The 16,592-nt window shown below is 63.5% G+C and carries 16 protein-coding genes and 1 tRNA gene; 9 read left to right on the top strand and 8 right to left on the bottom strand.

The features are described from left to right. Positions 1–11: 11 nt before the first annotated feature. A complete protein-coding gene (locus tag DKB74_RS00840) occupies positions 12–635 on the bottom strand; it encodes a DNA-3-methyladenine glycosylase family protein (protein ID WP_109806232.1) in 624 nt (207 codons plus the stop codon). A 63-nt stretch (positions 636–698) separates the two neighbouring features. Between DKB74_RS00840 and DKB74_RS00845 the strand changes: the two genes are divergently transcribed. Then, positions 699–1,016, top strand: coding sequence for a 2Fe-2S iron-sulfur cluster-binding protein (locus DKB74_RS00845; RefSeq protein WP_109806233.1), 318 nt, complete (start codon positions 699–701; stop codon positions 1,014–1,016). A 16-nt stretch (positions 1,017–1,032) separates the two neighbouring features. Here DKB74_RS00845 and rlmB read toward each other — a convergent pair whose 3' ends face one another. Then, on the bottom strand, positions 1,033–1,785 hold the full coding sequence (rlmB, locus tag DKB74_RS00850; RefSeq protein ID WP_109806234.1) for a 23S rRNA (guanosine(2251)-2'-O)-methyltransferase RlmB: 753 nt from the start codon (positions 1,783–1,785) through the stop codon (positions 1,033–1,035). Further along, positions 1,785–3,401, bottom strand: a complete 1,617-nt coding sequence (locus tag DKB74_RS00855) for a M20/M25/M40 family metallo-hydrolase (RefSeq protein ID WP_161956763.1) — start codon at positions 3,399–3,401, stop codon at positions 1,785–1,787. Before DKB74_RS00855 ends, rlmB begins: the two co-directional genes overlap by 1 nt. 133 nt (positions 3,402–3,534) lie before the next feature. Here DKB74_RS00855 and DKB74_RS00860 point away from each other — a divergent pair. Next, positions 3,535–3,620: transfer RNA gene (locus tag DKB74_RS00860), tRNA-Tyr, on the top strand. 391 nt (positions 3,621–4,011) lie between these two features. Here DKB74_RS00860 and DKB74_RS00870 read toward each other — a convergent pair. The 4 genes from DKB74_RS00870 to rph form a co-directional block, all read right to left on the bottom strand. Then, a complete protein-coding gene (locus DKB74_RS00870; protein WP_109806237.1) occupies positions 4,012–4,482 on the bottom strand; it encodes a putative periplasmic lipoprotein in 471 nt (156 codons plus the stop codon). A 16-nt stretch (positions 4,483–4,498) separates the two neighbouring features. Beyond that, the gene (locus DKB74_RS00875; RefSeq protein ID WP_109806238.1) at positions 4,499–4,936 is read right to left on the bottom strand and encodes an SPFH domain-containing protein; all 438 of its coding nucleotides are present in this window, start codon (positions 4,934–4,936) and stop codon (positions 4,499–4,501) included. 87 nt (positions 4,937–5,023) lie between these two features. Continuing rightward, positions 5,024–5,653 carry an RdgB/HAM1 family non-canonical purine NTP pyrophosphatase gene (rdgB, locus tag DKB74_RS00880; RefSeq protein WP_109806239.1) on the bottom strand — a complete coding sequence of 210 codons (630 nt, stop codon included), beginning with the start codon at positions 5,651–5,653 and terminating at the stop codon, positions 5,024–5,026. Then, positions 5,650–6,366, bottom strand: a complete 717-nt coding sequence (gene rph / locus DKB74_RS00885) for a ribonuclease PH (RefSeq protein WP_109807031.1) — start codon at positions 6,364–6,366, stop codon at positions 5,650–5,652. The genes rdgB and rph overlap by 4 nt, the downstream gene beginning before the upstream one ends. A 92-nt stretch (positions 6,367–6,458) precedes the next feature. On the opposite strand from rph, the gene DKB74_RS00890 reads away from it, so the two are divergent. From DKB74_RS00890 to DKB74_RS00905, 4 genes are all read left to right on the top strand, one after another. Continuing rightward, complete coding sequence (locus DKB74_RS00890) at positions 6,459–6,968, top strand: DUF6438 domain-containing protein (RefSeq protein ID WP_109806240.1); 510 nt, start codon at positions 6,459–6,461, stop codon at positions 6,966–6,968. 58 nt (positions 6,969–7,026) lie between these two features. Then, positions 7,027–8,070: a heat-inducible transcriptional repressor HrcA gene (hrcA, locus tag DKB74_RS00895; protein WP_109806241.1), complete on the top strand. Its 1,044-nt coding sequence runs from the start codon at positions 7,027–7,029 to the stop codon at positions 8,068–8,070. 20 nt (positions 8,071–8,090) lie between these two features. Continuing rightward, complete coding sequence (grpE, locus tag DKB74_RS00900; protein WP_109806242.1) at positions 8,091–8,654, top strand: nucleotide exchange factor GrpE; 564 nt, start codon at positions 8,091–8,093, stop codon at positions 8,652–8,654. 148 nt (positions 8,655–8,802) lie between these two features. Further along, positions 8,803–10,869: a TonB-dependent receptor plug domain-containing protein gene (locus DKB74_RS00905; protein WP_109806243.1), complete on the top strand. Its 2,067-nt coding sequence runs from the start codon at positions 8,803–8,805 to the stop codon at positions 10,867–10,869. Positions 10,870–10,873: 4 nt separating this feature from the next. Here DKB74_RS00905 and DKB74_RS00910 read toward each other — a convergent pair whose 3' ends face one another. After that, positions 10,874–12,277, bottom strand: coding sequence for a helix-turn-helix domain-containing protein (locus DKB74_RS00910; protein ID WP_109806244.1), 1,404 nt, complete (start codon positions 12,275–12,277; stop codon positions 10,874–10,876). Positions 12,278–12,419: 142 nt separating this feature from the next. On the opposite strand from DKB74_RS00910, the gene DKB74_RS00915 reads away from it, so the two are divergent. The 3 genes from DKB74_RS00915 (at position 12,420) to DKB74_RS00925 (ending at position 16,507) form a co-directional block, all read left to right on the top strand. Further along, positions 12,420–14,015 carry an isocitrate lyase gene (locus DKB74_RS00915; protein ID WP_109806245.1) on the top strand — a complete coding sequence of 532 codons (1,596 nt, stop codon included), beginning with the start codon at positions 12,420–12,422 and terminating at the stop codon, positions 14,013–14,015. 25 nt (positions 14,016–14,040) lie between these two features. Continuing rightward, a complete protein-coding gene (locus DKB74_RS18795) occupies positions 14,041–14,223 on the top strand; it encodes a hypothetical protein (protein WP_109806246.1) in 183 nt (60 codons plus the stop codon). A 157-nt stretch (positions 14,224–14,380) separates the two neighbouring features. Beyond that, entirely contained in the window at positions 14,381–16,507 is a 2,127-nt protein-coding gene (locus DKB74_RS00925; RefSeq protein WP_109806247.1) for a malate synthase G, read from the top strand. Positions 16,508–16,592 lie beyond the last annotated feature (85 nt).

Raw genomic sequence — 16,592 nt, forward strand, 5'->3', positions numbered from 1 at the left:
CGCTGGTGGCGTCAGATCACTTCCATGTCGGTCTTATAATGATGCCAGGCGAAAATGGCTGCAGCGCCCCGATGCGGGCGCCAGGATTCGGCAAGGTCGCGGATCCGCTTTTCGTCCGGTCGCTCCGCCATGCCGAGCAATCGGCCGATCTCGATCTGCACGGCAAGATCGCCTGCCGGCCAGACATCGGGGCGACCCTCTGCAAACAACAGATAGATTTCGGCCGACCAGCGCCCGATCCCCTTGATCCGGATGAGTTGCGCGATAGCTTCCTCATCGTCTTGAGCCAGGCTGTCGAGATCGAGCCGACCGCTGAGCACTTCGTCGGCAAGGCTGCGCGCATAGCCGATCTTCTGCCGCGAAAGCCCGGCGCCGCGCAGCGTTTCGTCGGTCGCGGCGGCGATGCTCGCCGGGTTTTCCAGATCGCCGACCGCAGTCGCCACCTTGTTCCAGATCGATGCCGCCGCCTGCACGCTGACCTGCTGCCCGACGATCGTGCGCAGCAAGGTGGCATAGCCCCGGTCGCGGATTCGCGGCTCGGGATAGCCGACGCGTGCCAGTCCCGAGGCGAAAGCGGGTTCGATCCCGGCCAAGGCATCGAGCGATGTTCGCAACTGTTCGGCGGTCAGCCCCATGCTGCAAATCCTTGAATCGTGCCGCGCGGGACGGCATGGCGAACTTCGAAAGAGGAGAACAGAATGCCGAAGCTTATCGTCGTGACGCGTGATGGGGAAGAAAAGCAAGTCATCGGGGACGCGGGTCTTTCGGTGATGGAAGTCATTCGCGAGAACGGATTCGACGAACTGCTGGCGCTGTGCGGCGGTTGCTGCTCGTGCGCGACCTGCCATGTGCATGTCGATCCGGAATTTGCTTCCAAACTGCCGGCGATGAGCGAGGACGAGAATGACCTGCTCGACAGCAGTTCCTATCGCGACGAACGCTCGCGGTTGTCGTGCCAGATTCCCTTCACCGACGATCTCGACGGGCTGAAAGTCACGATCGCCGAAGAGGATTGAACGATTCGGCCGGGCGCTATGCGTCCGGCCGTGTCGCTATGGCATAGAGCGCGATCGCCGCAGCGTTGGAGACGTTCAGGCTCTCCACCTTGGGGCTGATCGGCAGTTTCGCCAGTTCGTCGCAATGCGCCTCGGTATTGGCGCGCATGCCTTCGCCTTCGGCGCCCATGACCAGCGCGACTTTGGGCGCGCCGATCGCCTGTGCCAGCGTCGTTTCGACATGGCCGGTCAGGCCGACGCGCCAGAAACCGGCCTCGGCGATTTCCTCGAGCGCGCGGGCCAGATTGACCACGCGCACCCAGGGAACGGTTTCCAGCGTCCCCGACGCCGCACGAGCGAGCGCGCCCGATTCGGGGGGCGCGTGCCGGTCCTGCGTTACGATGCCCAGCGCGTCGAATGCCGCTGCCGAACGCAGAATCGCGCCGACATTGTGCGGATCGGTGACCTGATCGAGCACCATCAGCGGACGGCGATTGTCTGCGCCGCTTTCCAGCAGGTCGCCCAGCCAGACATCCTCCAGCGGTTCGACTTCCGCCACCAGCCCCTGATGCGGCGCATCATTGGGCACCATACGGCCCAGATCAGCGACATCGGCATAGACGATCGGCAGGACCGGGGGCAGGTCGAGCGCGGAAAGCGCCTCGCGCGTGCCCCAGATCTTGCGCACGGTGCGATTGGGGTTGGCCAGCGCCGCCAGCACCGCGTGACGCCCGTAGAAACGGGGCCGCGAAGCCGGCGCCTGGCTTGGCCTGTGGCCGCGTCTTGCCATTATTCCCCCGCTGCCTCGCCCGGGAAGGCATAGAAGCCGTCGCTGGACTTGGGTTCGGTCGGGAAGGGGACGCGCGGCAGCGGCTTATCGGCATTGGCGGCCTGAATCAGGAACGCGGCCAGAATGATCGCGCCCTGCCGCATGTCGGCGGCCTGCAAATGGTCGAACGTATCCAGATTGGTGTGGTGCAGGCGGCTGCCATAATCCAGCGGGTCCTGAATGAACTGGAACGCCGGGATTCCGACCGCGTCGAAAAAGACGTGATCGGTGCCGCCGGTGCTGCGCATCGACACGGTCGTCGCGCCCATCGGTGCGAAGGGTTCGAGCCATTGTTGGAAGATCGGAACGACGCCCGCATTGCCCTGCGTATAGATGCCGCGGATTTTGCCCGAGCCATTGTCGATGTTGAAATAGGCGGCAAGCTTGCCGTGATCGGCGCCCGGCGTGATCGGCCATGCGCGCGTCCAGCCCATATAGCGGGCGATTCCGCTGGCCGAAGGATCGACCGGGCGGCTGGCGACATGTTGTTCGACATAGGCCATCGAGCCGAGCAGCCCCTGTTCCTCGCCGCTCCACAGCGCGAAGCGAATCGTGCGTTTGGTGGGAATGCCGAGCGCCCGGATGATCCGAGCGGCCTCCATCACCATCGCCGATCCTGCGGCATTGTCCGCTGCGCCGTCGCCGGCGGCCCAGCTGTCGAGATGCGCGCCCGCCATCACATAACCGGCATTGCGGTCGGTGCCGGGAATATCGGCGATGATGTTATAGGCCTGGGTGTTGCTGTCGTCGAAATGGACGGTGCTTTCCAGCTCGATCTCGGGCGCTGCGCCCATGCTGAGCAGGCGGGCGAGGCGGCGATAATCCTCTGCCGACATTTCAAAGCCCGGCACCTGCGGCGCATTTTCCAGGCGGAAGCTATAGCCGCTGCCATGCACGATATCGCCGTCGCGGCCCGACATGGTGACGGTGGCCAGCGCGCCTTCTTCCTTCAGAAACGCGTCGCGCCGTTCGCCGAAGGTCATGCGCGCCGAACGGTTCCCGCCGCGATCCTGATAGGTGGGGAGCGAATAGTCGTTGAAGCCGGCCAGATCCTCGTCGGTCCAGCGGCGCAGCGGCACGCTGGTCGGGTCTTCGGCGGGCTTGGCTTCGCTCAGCAGCACGATCTTGCCCGCCAGCTTGCCCTTCCACCGCGCCAGATCGGCGTCACTGTCGATCTGGGCAAGGATCACCTGGCCGCGCACCACGCCATCGGTGCCCGGGGTCCAGGTGATCGGAACGACGTTGAGCTGGTCATAGCGCGGCGTAACCATCCGCCCGCTCCAGCTGTCGGCCCACCAGCCGCGACCGAATTCGAACCCTTCCTTGTGCACATTGGTCAGGCCCCATTCGCGGAACTTTGCCGCCGTCCAGTCTTCGGCGTGGCGCATGCCCGGCGAATTGGTCAGCCGCGGGCCGATGACATCGGTCAGATATTGGGCGATTCGCATCACTTCCGAATCGCGCGTGCCTTCATCGACGATTCGCGCGACCTGGCTGCGATCGACCTGCTGAGCATGGACGGAAACGGGCGGAGTCAACAGCATCGCGGTAGCGACGGCATAGGTTATGGCGCGCATGGGCCTCCGAAGGGCTTGTGAAAGGATGCCGGACGCTATTCGTGCCGTTCGTGACACGCAAGAGGCGGTCAAGGCGTTGACAGCGCCCGGATGGTTCGGCATTGGCTCGCGCTCGCTGAAAAAGCGGCCCCGTGGACAGGTGGCCGAGTGGTTAAAGGCAGCAGACTGTAAATCTGCCCGGTTTTCCGTACGCTGGTTCGAATCCAGCCCTGTCCACCATTTTCCCGACAAGCAGATTTGGGCCAAGGCGGCTGGCAGCCGAATTTCGGCTGCTATCGCGCAAAGCGCATCGCGATGTGGCCAGTGACGGTTTTCCCGAGAACCGGACAGCCGCGCGAGCCAGTGGCGCTCACACGGCTATCTTCGAGAAATGCGGCCAGTTTCGGCACATCAGCTTCGCCGTCGGTGACTCGACAATCGATCAGCCGGTGATTCGAACCAACGACGCATCGATAATCGCCCTCCATATCCTGGGGCGGCAATCGTCGACGGCTGAGCCAGTCGTCATATTGCGCGGGCCGGAAATCAAGCTCCGACAGCCGCAGCGTCTGTGGGCAGGGCGGCGGTGGCAGGGCACAGCCTGCGACCGCCGATAAAGCGATAGAGGCCGCTACCAGGCGCAGATTTCGAAATCTTCGCCGGTCCAGCAGGCCGGATCTTCGGTCGAGCGCGTTGCCGAGCCCCAGCGCGAATTGATGCCGGCGGTGGTCAGGCCGCGTACTTCCGCCTTGCCCGGCGCGGTAATCCCGACGCCGATCAGCGTGATTTCGTCGGTCAGAGGCTTTTCGTCGGGCAGCGACAGCGCGAAGCTTCCGTCGCTATCGGCCTGGAACAGGCATCGCCCGTCGAACTTCGCGCCATAGTCATTGGTGATGCGGCAATGGACCATCCGGCCCGTCGGCTTCGGATTGGGCGTCACCGCGCCAAATTCGTCGAGCGGCGCTTCGGCAGTGTTTTCGGGCGGCGCGATCAGGTTGCCCGGCTCGGTCATGTTTACGGGCGAAGCAGCCTGTTCCGAACCGCCGCCGCCGCATCCGGCAAGCAGCATCGTTGCGCCCGCGATGATAAGCCAATTGCGCATCACATTTCCCTTTGGTTCAGTTTCCGCCCTGCGGCGCCGGTTGCGAACGGGTAAGCCTGCCCGCCTCCAATATCGGCAAGCCGCCTTCGGTCGGGACATAGATGATCTGCCCCTGCGATTGTTCCAGATTTTGGATGTAGAGATAGCGCAGATAGCCTTCGGGGCCGCCCAGGCCATCGGCGACGATGCGGTTCGATTCGGCCACGCCCTTCGCGCGCTCAACTTCTGCCTGTGCTTTGAGTTTCGCCGAATCCAGCGCTGCCTGCGCCTCCAGCACCGCGACGCGACGATTCTGTTCGGCCTCGGCATATTGCGCCTCGCCAGCCGTGCGCGCGTTCCAGACGCGAACCGAATTATAGGCCGCGCACGACCCCAGTCCTCCGCCCACTGCCACGATCAGCAGAAACAGCAATGCCGCAGTAAAACGAAGAATGCTGCCTGTTGTCCGATCCATAAATCCCCCACGAAAATCAGCGCCCTTATTGGCGCGTGGGGGCGTCTCGTCCAGCCAGACTGATTTTCTGCCCCCGATCATAGGGGATCAGAATATCGCCGCCACCATCTGCCGGAAGGCATCGGCGCGGTGGCTCATGGCGTGTTTGCGGTCCGGGTCCATCTCGCCGAATGTGATGTCCTCGCCGATCGGCTGGAACACCGGATCATAGCCAAAGCCCTTGTCGCCGCGCGGCGGCCAGACCAGCGTGCCGTCGACGCGTCCTTCGAACCATTCGACATGCCCATCGGGCCAGGCGAGCGCGAGCGCGCAGACAAAATGCGCGCCGCGGCTGGCTTCGGGGCCTTTTTCGCCGAGTTCGCGCTCGACCCGCTCCATGGCGAAGCGGAAATCCTTGTCCGGCCCGGCCCAGCGTGCCGAGAAGATGCCCGGTTCGTTGTTCAGTGCCTCGACACACAGGCCGCTATCGTCGGCAAGGGCAGGGAGGCCGGAAAGATCCGCCGCCTGCATCGCCTTCAATTCGGCATTGGCGACGAAGGTGGTGCCGGTCTCCTCCGGCTCGGGCAGGTCGAGATCGCCTGCCGAAACGGGCGTCACGCCATAGGGTGCCAGCAATTCCGCAATCTCGCGGATCTTGCCCTTGTTATGGCTGGCGATGACCAGCTTGCCGGGGGCAAGCTTGCGGATCGCCTGTGGCGTGTCGCCCTCGCCGCTCATTTGCCGACTGCCTTGCGTTGCGCGGCGAAAATGTCGTTGCAACCGATCCGGGCGAGGCGGAGCAGGCGGAGCAGCCCTTCCTCGTCATAGGTCGCGCCTTCGGCGGTCGCCTGTGCCTCGGCGATGTTGCCGTTCGACAGCAGCACGAAATTGGCGTCGGCATCGGCGTTCGAATCCTCGTCATAATCGAGGTCGAGCACCGGATTGCCCTGATAGATGCCGCAACTGATCGCCGCGACCTGTTGTTCGATCGGGTCTTCGGTGATCGCGCCCGATGCCATCAGCTTGTCGACCGCGATGCGGAGCGCGACCCATGCGCCCGAGATCGAGGCCGTGCGCGTGCCGCCATCGGCCTGAATCACGTCGCAATCGAGCGTGATCTGGCGCTCGCCGAGCTTTTTGAGGTCGGTGACGGCGCGGAGCGAGCGGCCGATCAGCCGCTGGATTTCCTGCGTCCGGCCCGATTGCTTGCCCTTGGCGGCTTCGCGGCCGCCGCGGGTATGGGTGGCGCGGGGCAGCATGCCATATTCCGCGGTCACCCAGCCTTCGCCCTTGCCGCGCAGCCATGGCGGGATGCGTTCCTCGACCGATGCCGTTACCAGCACCTTGGTATCGCCGAAACCGATCAGGACCGATCCTTCGGCATGGCGGGTATAGTTGGGCTCGATCGTGATCGCGCGCATTTCGTCGGGGGCGCGGCCGGATGGGCGCATCATTCAAACTCCTGTAAGCTATGCTGCGCGACGTAGCGGCCAGGGAACGAACGCGCTAGCCCGCGCGTCGATCCGGCAAAGGGAGGAATGCAATGCGGTGGATGGTTGCTAGCGGACTGGCACTGATGCTGGCGGGATGCGCGACGAACGATCCAGGGTTGCCGTTGCCCCCGGGGCCGATCGCGACCGAAAGCGAATCGATCAGCTATGAAACCAGCCCCTGTTTCGGTCGCTGCCCGGTCTATCGCGTCACGGTGCGTCCCGACGGCACCGGCGTTTTTGTCGGCGAGCGCTTCACGCAGGTCGATGGCGAGCGGACCTTCACGCTGACGTCGCAGCAATATGAAGCGTTCAAGGCGAAACTCGCGCCCTATCGCCCCGAAACCGGCGAACGGCGAATCGCGCCGGGGACGGCGGAATGCAAGCTGGCGGCGACCGACCTGCCGAGCGTGGCGATTCAATGGACGCGACCGATCGGCGACAGCCAGAGCCTTTATTTCTATTATGGCTGCGACATGGAGAAAAATGCGACGATGGCGCAGGCGCTGGGCGATGCAGTCGATCTGCTGCCTATCGAAGCGCTGATCGGCGAACAGCCTTGAGCGCGCCCGGCGCGCATCGGGAGTTTTCACGGCGCGCCTCCATCCCTAGATCAGGGGCATGAGCACGCCGACCATCCCCGAACTGACCGATCGCGCGCGCGACGTGTTCCGGATCGTGGTGGAAAGCTATCTCGATTCGGGCCTGCCGGTCGGATCGCGTACGATATCGCGGATTTCGACACTCAACCTGTCGCCTGCGTCGATCCGGAACGTGATGCAGGATCTGGAGGAGCATGGGCTGCTCGCGGCGCCGCATACCAGTGCGGGGCGACTGCCGACCCAGAGCGGCCTGCGGCTGTTCGTCGACGGCATGATGCAGGCGAGCGAGCCCTCGCCCGAGGAACGGGCCGCGATCGAAGGCCGCGCCCGCGAAGGCGGGCCGGTGGAGGAAGCGCTGGCGAATACCACCGCGGCGCTTTCCGGCCTGTCGGCCTGTGCGGGGATGGTGCTCGTTCCCAAGCGCGAACCGGTGCTGCGCCAGTTCAGTTTCGTGCCGCTCGGCGGGGATCGCGCGCTCGCGGTGCTGGTCGGGGCGGACGGATCGGTGGAGAACCGAGTCGTCGACCTGCCCGGTGGCGTCGCGCCGGGTGCGCTGGAACAGGCGACCAATTATATTTCGACCACCTTTGGCGGGCTGACGCTGGGCGATGCGCTTGCCCGGATCGGCCGCGAAATCACCCATGAACGGGCACAGCTGGACAGCGCGGCGCGCGATCTGATCGAACGCGGCCTGGCGGTGTGGAGCGAGGATGGCGGCAATCGCCCGGTGCTGATCGTGCGCGGGCAGGCGCGGCTGTTGGAGGATGGTGCCGCTGCCGATCTGGAGCGCGTGCGCCAGTTGCTCGACGAACTGGAGGGCAAGGAGGAAATCGCGCGCCTGCTCGACAGCGCGCGCGAGGCGGATGCGGCACGAATTTTCATCGGATCGGAGAATAAATTGTTCGCGCTTTCCGGGTCTTCGGTTATCGCACAGCCGGTTCGCGCGATGGACGGCCGGGTGGTCGGAGTCGTCGGCGTGATCGGTCCCACTCGGTTGAACTATGCCCGTGTCGTCCCCATGGTGGACTTCACAGCTTCGACCCTGGCCCGTATTTTGGGCTGACGAACGAGAACAGGAATACGATGAGCGAAGAAAAGTCCGCCGGTTCGGATGTGAAGGAAGGCGAAGAAACGCTGCGCGAGGAAACCGCCGACAGCGCGCCGGAAGTCGCCGAGCATGACAAGCTGGCCAAGCTTGAGGCCGAGCTTGCCGAGGCCAAAGCCGCAGTGCTCTATGCGCGCGCCGACGCGCAGAACATGGTTCGCCGCGCTCAAAAGGAAACCGACGACGCGCGCACCTATGCCGTCACGCAATTCGCCCGCGACATCCTGTCGGTTGCCGACAATCTTTCGCGCGCGCTGGCGGCGATCCCCGACGAGCTGCGCGCCGACGACAAGATGAAGGGTCTGGTTGCGGGCCTGGAAGCCACGGGCCGCGAACTGGATACCGTGTTCGGTCGCCATGGCATTTCGAAAGTCGATTCGATGGGTCAGCAGCTCGATCCCAATCGCCATCAGGCGATGATGGAAGTGCCGAGTAGCGATGCCGAACCCGGGACCGTCGTTCAGGAAATTCAGAGCGGCTATATGATCAAGGACCGGCTGCTGCGTCCCGCACTGGTGGGTGTGGCAAAGAAACCAGACTGATTTATTCTCGCGCGGCCAGGGCAAGTTCGCGCGGGACAATCCAGGACATGCGTAATAATATTGCGGCTCGACACGGGCCGCTTACCCGCGCGACACAGGGGCGTTGCGGGTTCGCTGCCTATTGCAGCAATTTGGGGGATCGTGCGTCTTGGGGGGGAAGAATTCGGTCGAACTGATCGCAGCGGCGACGCTGGTTACCATCATGGTTGTTCCCGCCCGGGCACAGGATGTCCCGGCGGGTGAGGCTGTGCCCGCGCCGGCGGAGGCACAGAATAGCGGCGTGCTCGTCTACACGCCCGATTTCTTCGCCAGCTATAGTCCCAGCACTGCGCTGGACATGATCAACCGCATTCCCGGCTTTTCGCTGAATACCGGCAATTCTTCGACACGTGGCCTTGCCGGCACTGCGGGCAATGTCCTGATCGACGCCGATGTCCCGACATCCAAAAGCGATAGTGTCCGTGAGCTTCTCGAGCGGATCCCGGCCGCGAATGTCGAACGGATCGAGCTGGTGCGCGGGGGTGCGCCGGGGATCGACATGCACGGCTATTCCGTCGTCGCGAACGTCGTGATGAAGCGGGTTCGTACCCGCGAATGGGTGGGCGAACTCAACAGCTATATCTATCCCGATGGCGGCCTGGGTCCGCAGGGGCGGTTGACCTACACTGCACGCGATGGCGAGCGACAGACGCAGTTTTCGCTCTATGGCACGCGCGATCGCACCGGCACGACCTCACACGGAACGCGCGTGCGCACCGATCCGGGCGGCGCGGTGATTCAGAGCGCGGACCTCGACACGCGCGACCGCATCTATTCGTTCAGCGCGCGCGGGTCGATCGATCGCCCGACCGGGGGCGGGGGCAAGCTGCACCTCAACGGGCTGCTGGGATATGACACCAGCGACATATGGCAGGATTTCACCATCCGTTCGGGCAGCGGCGCCGACGAACATGCGGAAGCCAGCGATCGCAACCTTGGCGGCGAATTCAGTGCGACATGGTCGAAACCGATCGGCGGCGACACCGAGATCGAACTCACCGCGCTTCAGCGGCTTGGCCATTATACCTATGACCAGTTGTCGCAAAGCGGTGGCGGGAACAGCGATTTCTCGCTCCAGTCGACCTCGGGCGAAAGCGTCGGGCGGGTAATCCTGCGCTACAAACCCGAAGACGCCTGGGCGTTCGAGGGCGGCGGCGAATTCGCCTATAACTGGCTGGACAGCAGCACCGGCTATGCCAGCAATGGCGCCCGCATTGCGCTGCCCAACGAAAATGTCTTCGTCAACGAATTGCGCGGCGAAGCTTTTGCCCAGGCGACCTGGCATCCCAGCAAGTCGCTGACGCTGGAGGCGACGATCCGCGCCGAAGTGTCGCGTATCGCGCAGAATGGCGACACCGATCAGAGCAAGAGCTTTTTCTATCCCAAGCCGCGCGTCCAGCTGACCTGGATTCCGGGCAAGGGGCATCAGTTCCGCCTGCGCTATGAACATGTCGTCGGGCAGCTTGATTTCGACGATTTCGTCGCGTCGAGCGAAGTCGAGCTTGGCACCGTTGCGGGCGGCAATGCCGATCTGAAGCCGCAGCAGACCACCGTCTATGAAGCGGGATATGAATTCCGCTTCTGGGGCAAGGGCGCGATCACCGCGCTGTACCAGCATTATCAATATCAGGACATTGTCGACTATATCCCACTGGTCGGCGGCTATGACGCGGTCGGCAATATCGGGTCGGGTTCGGGCGACCTGCTGGAAACCACAGCAACCCTGCCGTTCGACAAGGTCGGGTTGAAGGGTGTGCAGTTATATGTGCGCACCGCCTGGTACTGGACCCGCGCCACCGATCCGGTGACCGGCGAGATCCGCCGCATTTCGGGTGCGGGCCATTTCGGCTGCACGGTCAATTTCAGGCACGACATCGACGATGGCCGCTGGTCATGGGGCGTCGAACATGGCTGCAATCTCGATCAGGACTACACCTATCGCGTGCGCGAATTGCGCGATTATCGCCTGCCGCCGCTGGTGACGGTCTATGCCCAGTGGAAACCCAATGCCGACTGGACGATCCGGGTCGAGGGCGGGAACGTCACCGACGTCACTCAGCGATATGTCCGCGACATTTATTCGGGCCCGCGCAACACGTCGCCGCTGCTCTATCGCGAGCGGCGCGAGACGCAGTTCGATCCGTGGATCTACCTCAAGATCCGCAAGCGGCTCTGACGCTTCATTCGGTCGACACCGCAAAGGGCTCGTTGGCGTCGAGATAATCGTCGCGGTTGATTTCGCGGCCGATCGGCGGCGCGGCGCGGGCAAGGCAGCGCGCGCGCTGGCACAGCCGACAACCGACGCCGATCGGCGTGGCGCGCTCGGGTGACAGCGACGGATCGCTGCGCGTGTAGATCAGCTTGTCGGCATGTTCCTCGGCACAGGCGAGCGCGACGGCGCGTTCGATACGCGGTGCGCCGAAACTGCCGCCGCCGGCATCGACGGTGCGCGCGATCGAAAAGAAACGCTGGCCGTCGGGCAGCTCGACCCATTGGGTGACGATCCGCCGCGGCGTCGCAAAGACGCGGTGGAGCGACCAGAGCGGGCAGCCGCCGCCATGGCGTGCGAAGGGAAAGCCCGCGCCGTCGAGCCGTTTCAGCACATTGCCGGCCGGATCGACCTTGATGAAAAAGAACGGCACGCGTTCCTGACCGGGGCGATGCAGCGTGGTCAGCCGATGCGCGGTCTGTTCGTACGACGCGCCGAAATGGCGCGCGAGCGATTCGATGTCATAGCCGCGCGCTTCGGCCTCGCGGGCGAATTCGGCATAGGGCATCATCCACGCGCCAGCGGCATAGCGCGCCAGTGCCTTGCGCAGCAGGCGGCGGCCATTGTCGGTGTCGAAGCTGGCTTCGGCGATCAGCGCCTCGATCGCGTCGCGCAGTTCGAGATAGACGAGCTGCAGCCCCAGCTGAAAGGTCGCCGATGCGCGGTCGAGCGTGTCGGCAAGCCAGATCTCTTCGCGGTGGCGGTCATAGCGGCGGACCAGCCCCATCATCAGATCGGGCCCGAAGGCGCGGACACGCAGCCGGTGCTTTTCCTTGAGATAGGCGACCGCGCCATCATAGCCGCGCGCCGCTTCGGCGAGCCGCCCGGCAGCGTCGTCGAGCGCGGGGAAACAATTGCGCCGCGCGGCGAGGAAATTGCGCGCTTCGTTGACCGGATCGGGCGCATCCCCGCCGCCGCCTTCCGCCGAGCGATCGGCGAGCGCGAGCTGTTCCTCGCGATAGGTCGTATAGAGTCGCAACAGCGCTTCGGAAATGCCGGGAAAGCTGGTCGCGCAATCGCTGACTTCGAGCGGCGGCAAATCGATATCGGCGAACAACGGGTCCTTGAGCAGCCCTTGCAGCCGCGAGGCGGTTTCCGCGCCGCCATCATCGGCAAAGGTGCCGATATCGACCTTATAGGTACGCGCGAGCCGCAACAGCATATCGGCGGTAAAGGGGCGCTGATTGCGTTCGAGCAGCGCGACATAGCTGGGCGAGATATCCAGGTCGGTCGCCATCTGCCCCTGAGTCAGGCCCAGTTCGCGGCGGAACCGCTTGAGCCGCGGGCCCATGTAAATCGACTTTCCAACCGCCATTTGGTGCGCCTTTGTGAGTGCTGTACAACTTTACAAGCAAATTCTGTAAAGTTTGACAAGATGACCTCATAGCCTCTCGCTGCGGTGCAACCGACACCGTAGCTGAGCGTCCTGACTTCCAGCGCTCAACACGAGGATCATCATGAGCTACCGCACGATCACCGCCGAAGCCGACAAGACGATCGGCACCAACGCCAACTGGGACGGGATCGAGGCCGAAGCGGTTGCGCGCATGCGCCTGCAGAACCGGTTCCGCACCGGGCTCGACATTGCGCGCTACACCGCCAGGATCATGCGTGAGGATATGGCGGCTTATGACGCCGATCCGTCGAATTACACGCAATCGCTCGGTTGCTGGCACGGTTTCATCGGCCAGCAGAAGATGATTTCGATCAAGAAGCATTTCGGATCGACCAAGGGCCGGTATCTCTATCTGTCCGGCTGGATGGTTGCCGCGCTGCGCAGCGAATTCGGGCCGCTGCCCGACCAGTCGATGCATGAAAAGACCAGCGTCCCGGCGCTGATCGAAGAACTCTACACCTTCCTGCGTCAGGCCGATGCCCGCGAACTGGGGATGCTGTTCCGCAGCCTCGATACCGCGCGCAAGAATGGCGACGAAATGGAAGTGAAGCGGATCGAAGCCGCGATCGACAATCACGAAACCCATGTCGTGCCGATCATCGCCGATATCGACGCCGGTTTCGGCAATGCCGAAGCGACCTATCTGCTCGCCAAGAAGATGATCGAAGCCGGCGCCTGCGCGCTGCAGATCGAAAACCAGGTGTCCGATGAAAAGCAATGCGGCCACCAGGACGGCAAGGTCACTGTGCCGCATGAGGATTTTCTCGCGAAGATCCGCGCCTGCCGCTATGCGTTCATGGAACTCGGCATCGAGGACGGCATCATCGTCGCGCGCACCGACTCGCTCGGTGCGGGCCTGACCAAGCAGATCGCGTTCAGCCGCGAGCCGGGCGATCTGGGCGATCAGTATAACGCCTTCCTCGATTGCGACGAAGTGGCGATCGCCGACCTGAAGTCGAGCGATGTCGTCATCGCCCGCGACGGCAAGCTGATGAAGCCCAAGCGGCTGCCGTCGAACCTGTTCCAGTTCCGCAAGGGTTCGGGCGAGGATCGCGTGGTGCTCGATTGCATCACCTCGCTTCAGAACGGCGCCGACCTGCTGTGGATCGAAACCGAAAAGCCGCATGTCCAGCAGATCGCCGGCATGGTCGATCGCATCCGCGAAGCGGTGCCGAACGCCAAGCTGGTCTATAACAACTCGCCGTCGTTCAACTGGACGCTCAATTTCCGCCAGCAGGTGTTCGACGCCTGGACGGCGGAAGGGATCGACGTGTCGGCCTATGACCGCGATCGCCTGATGAGTGTCGATTATGACGGCACTGCATTGGGGATCGAAGCCGACAAGCGCATTCAGAGCTTCCAGAAGGATGCTGCCGAACGTGCCGGCATCTTCCATCACCTGATCACGCTGCCGACCTATCACACCGCCGCGCTGTCGACCGACAATCTGGCGAAGGAATATTTCGGAGCACAGGGGATGCTGGGATATGTCCAGGGCGTCCAGCGCAAGGAAATCCGCGAAGGCATCGCCTGTGTGAAGCATCAGAATATGGCCGGATCCGATATGGGTGATGACCATAAGGAATATTTCGCCAGGGAAGCCGCGCTGAAAGCCGGTGGCGAGCACAACACCATGAACCAGTTCGCCGCCGCGTAACCAAATCGGGGGAAGGAGTGCCACCATGACTGACGAAGAGGATCGTCCGATGAACCAGATGACCATGCGTCCCCGGGCCGCATTTTCGACCGAGGATTTCAGCCTGATCCGCACTGCCGTGCTGCACTATCTGAAGGAAGTGCAGGACAAGCCGGAATCGGTGAAATACGCCGCGCTCTATCACCGTCTCGGCCGCATCGAAGGCTGAGCGACGCGCTTGACCGACGCCCGATACGAGAGCCGGGCGTCGGTCAGGCCAGTTTACAGCTGAGCGCAAATGGTTGCCAGAGCGCGCCCAAGGGTTGCGCATGACGTATGCGACTTACAGCGCATCTGCTGCTCGAAAACCCACCCAAGGAAATTCCATGACCACGCTTACCCGCGCAGACCTGACCATCGACGCCGGCCTCGCCGCATTCATCGAGGATGAGGTGCTTCCCGGGACGGGCGTATCGGCCGAGGCGCTCTGGCGGGGGCTGGCGAACATCCTTGCCGACTTTACGCCGCGCAACCGCGAATTGCTGGCGATCCGCGACCGCATGCAGGGTCAGATCGACGACTGGTATCGCGCGCGTCAGGGGCAGGCTTTCGACCCGGCCGAGCATGAGGCGCATCTGCGTCAGATCGGCTATCTGGTCGACGCGCCGGCGCCCTTCACTGTCGATCCGCAGGACGTCGATGCCGAAGTCGCGACGACTGCCGGTCCGCAGCTGGTGGTCCCGATCCTCAATGCGCGTTTCCTGCTCAATGCCGCCAATGCGCGCTGGGGGAGCCTCTATGATGCGCTGTACGGCACCGATGCGATTCCAGGCGAAGCAAAGCCGGGCGGCTATGATCCCGAGCGCGGGGCGAAGGTGATTGCCTGGGCCAAGGCGTTTCTCGATGAGGCCGTGCCGCTCAAGGCCATGAAATGGGCCGATCTGACCGACACGGACAACCTGCCGCTCGCCGATCCGTCGCAATATGTCGGTAAAAGCGAGACCGGCGCGCTGTTCCGCCATAATGGCCTGCATATCGAAGTGATGGTCGATGCCACGCACCCCATCGGCAAGACTGATCCGGCGCATATCGCCGACGTCATCCTCGAATCGGCGCTGACCACGATCTGCGACCTTGAGGATTCGGTCGCTGCGGTCGATGCCGAAGACAAGATCGCCGCCTATCGCAACTGGCTGGGCCTGATGAAGGGCGATCTGGAAGAGACGTTCGACAAGGGCGGGCGGACGATGACGCGGCGGCTCAACCCGGATCGTCGCTATGAAGCTGCCGATGGCGGCGAACTGATGATGCCGGGGCGCAGCCTGCTCTTCGTGCGCAATGTCGGCCATCTGATGACCAATCCGGCGGTGCGCCTGCCCGATGGCAGCGAAGCGTTTGAAGGGCTGCTCGACGCCGTGTTCACCAGTTTGATCGGCAAGCATGACGTGCTCGCCAACGGGCAATATCGCAACAGTCCCGAAGGATCGATCTATATCGTCAAGCCCAAGATGCACGGGCCCGACGAAGCCGCGTTCAGCAATGATTTGTTCGACGCAGTCGAGGACATGCTCGGGCTCGACCGGCACACGATCAAGATCGGCGTGATGGACGAGGAGCGGCGGACATCGGCCAATCTCGCCGCGTGCATCCATGCGGTGAAGCATCGCATCATGTTCATCAACACCGGCTTCCTCGATCGCACGGGCGATGAGATGCACACCGCGATGCTGGGCGGGGCGATGATCCGCAAGGGCGAGATGAAGACCAGCGACTGGATCACGGCCTATGAGGACCGCAACGTCCAGATCGGGCTTGCCTGCGGCCTTTCGGGCAAGGCGCAGATCGGCAAGGGCATGTGGGCCGCGCCCGATCGCATGGCGGACATGCTCGAGGCGAAGATCGGCCACCCCCGATCGGGCGCCACGACGGCCTGGGTGCCGTCGCCTACTGCGGCCACGCTGCACGCCACCCATTATCACAAGGTCGATGTGTTCGCGCGACAGGACGAACGCAAGGCAGAGAATGTCGCGCCGCTGGAGAAGCTGCTGACGGTGCCGTTCGCCGATGGCGTCAACTGGTCGCAACAGGAAATCCGCGACGAGCTCGACAATAATGCGCAGGGCATATTGGGCTATGTGTCGCGCTGGATCGATCAGGGCGTCGGTTGTTCGAAAGTGCCCGACATTCACGATGTCGGGCTGATGGAAGATCGCGCGACCTTGCGCATTTCCTCGCAGCATATGGCCAACTGGCTGTTCCATGGCGTCTGTTCAGCTACGGAGGTCGATGCCGCGCTGCTGCGCATGGCCGAGGTGGTCGATCGTCAGAATGCAGGCGATCCCGCCTATCGTCCGATGGCGCCGGACCCGGATGCCAGCCTGGCATTTCAGGCGGCGCGTGCATTGGTGTTCGAAGGGCGCGAGCAGCCCAATGGTTATACCGAGCCGCTGTTGCACGCCTGGCGGGCAAAAGCGAAGGCGCGGCAGCTGGCCCCGGTGCAGGAACCCGCCTGACAACGTCGACAGTTTGAGAGGATGGCCGGGGCCGCGCAATGCGGCTCCGGCCTTTTTGTTTGTGCCGGTTGCTGCACGTCAACCC

The organism is Stakelama portus, from assembly GCF_003171655.1.
In the GTDB taxonomy this organism is placed as follows: Bacteria; Pseudomonadota; Alphaproteobacteria; order Sphingomonadales; family Sphingomonadaceae; genus Sphingomonas; species Sphingomonas portus.

Excerpts from the sequence above, each read along its gene's own strand:
- DKB74_RS00840 (WP_109806232.1), bottom strand. The coding sequence starts at position 635 with ATGGGGCTGACCGCCGAACAGTTGCGAACATCGCTCGATGCCTTGGCC.
- DKB74_RS00845 (WP_109806233.1), top strand. The coding sequence starts at position 699 with ATGCCGAAGCTTATCGTCGTGACGCGTGATGGGGAAGAAAAGCAAGTC.
- rlmB (WP_109806234.1), bottom strand. The coding sequence starts at position 1,785 with ATGGCAAGACGCGGCCACAGGCCAAGCCAGGCGCCGGCTTCGCGGCCC.
- DKB74_RS00855 (WP_161956763.1), bottom strand. The coding sequence starts at position 3,401 with ATGCGCGCCATAACCTATGCCGTCGCTACCGCGATGCTGTTGACTCCG.
- DKB74_RS00870 (WP_109806237.1), bottom strand. The coding sequence starts at position 4,482 with ATGCGCAATTGGCTTATCATCGCGGGCGCAACGATGCTGCTTGCCGGA.
- DKB74_RS00875 (WP_109806238.1), bottom strand. The coding sequence starts at position 4,936 with ATGGATCGGACAACAGGCAGCATTCTTCGTTTTACTGCGGCATTGCTG.
- rdgB (WP_109806239.1), bottom strand. The coding sequence starts at position 5,653 with ATGAGCGGCGAGGGCGACACGCCACAGGCGATCCGCAAGCTTGCCCCC.
- rph (WP_109807031.1), bottom strand. The coding sequence starts at position 6,366 with ATGCGCCCATCCGGCCGCGCCCCCGACGAAATGCGCGCGATCACGATC.
- DKB74_RS00890 (WP_109806240.1), top strand. The coding sequence starts at position 6,459 with ATGCGGTGGATGGTTGCTAGCGGACTGGCACTGATGCTGGCGGGATGC.
- hrcA (WP_109806241.1), top strand. The coding sequence starts at position 7,027 with ATGAGCACGCCGACCATCCCCGAACTGACCGATCGCGCGCGCGACGTG.
- grpE (WP_109806242.1), top strand. The coding sequence starts at position 8,091 with ATGAGCGAAGAAAAGTCCGCCGGTTCGGATGTGAAGGAAGGCGAAGAA.
- DKB74_RS00910 (WP_109806244.1), bottom strand. The coding sequence starts at position 12,277 with ATGGCGGTTGGAAAGTCGATTTACATGGGCCCGCGGCTCAAGCGGTTC.
- DKB74_RS00915 (WP_109806245.1), top strand. The coding sequence starts at position 12,420 with ATGAGCTACCGCACGATCACCGCCGAAGCCGACAAGACGATCGGCACC.
- DKB74_RS18795 (WP_109806246.1), top strand. The coding sequence starts at position 14,041 with ATGACTGACGAAGAGGATCGTCCGATGAACCAGATGACCATGCGTCCC.
- DKB74_RS00925 (WP_109806247.1), top strand. The coding sequence starts at position 14,381 with ATGACCACGCTTACCCGCGCAGACCTGACCATCGACGCCGGCCTCGCC.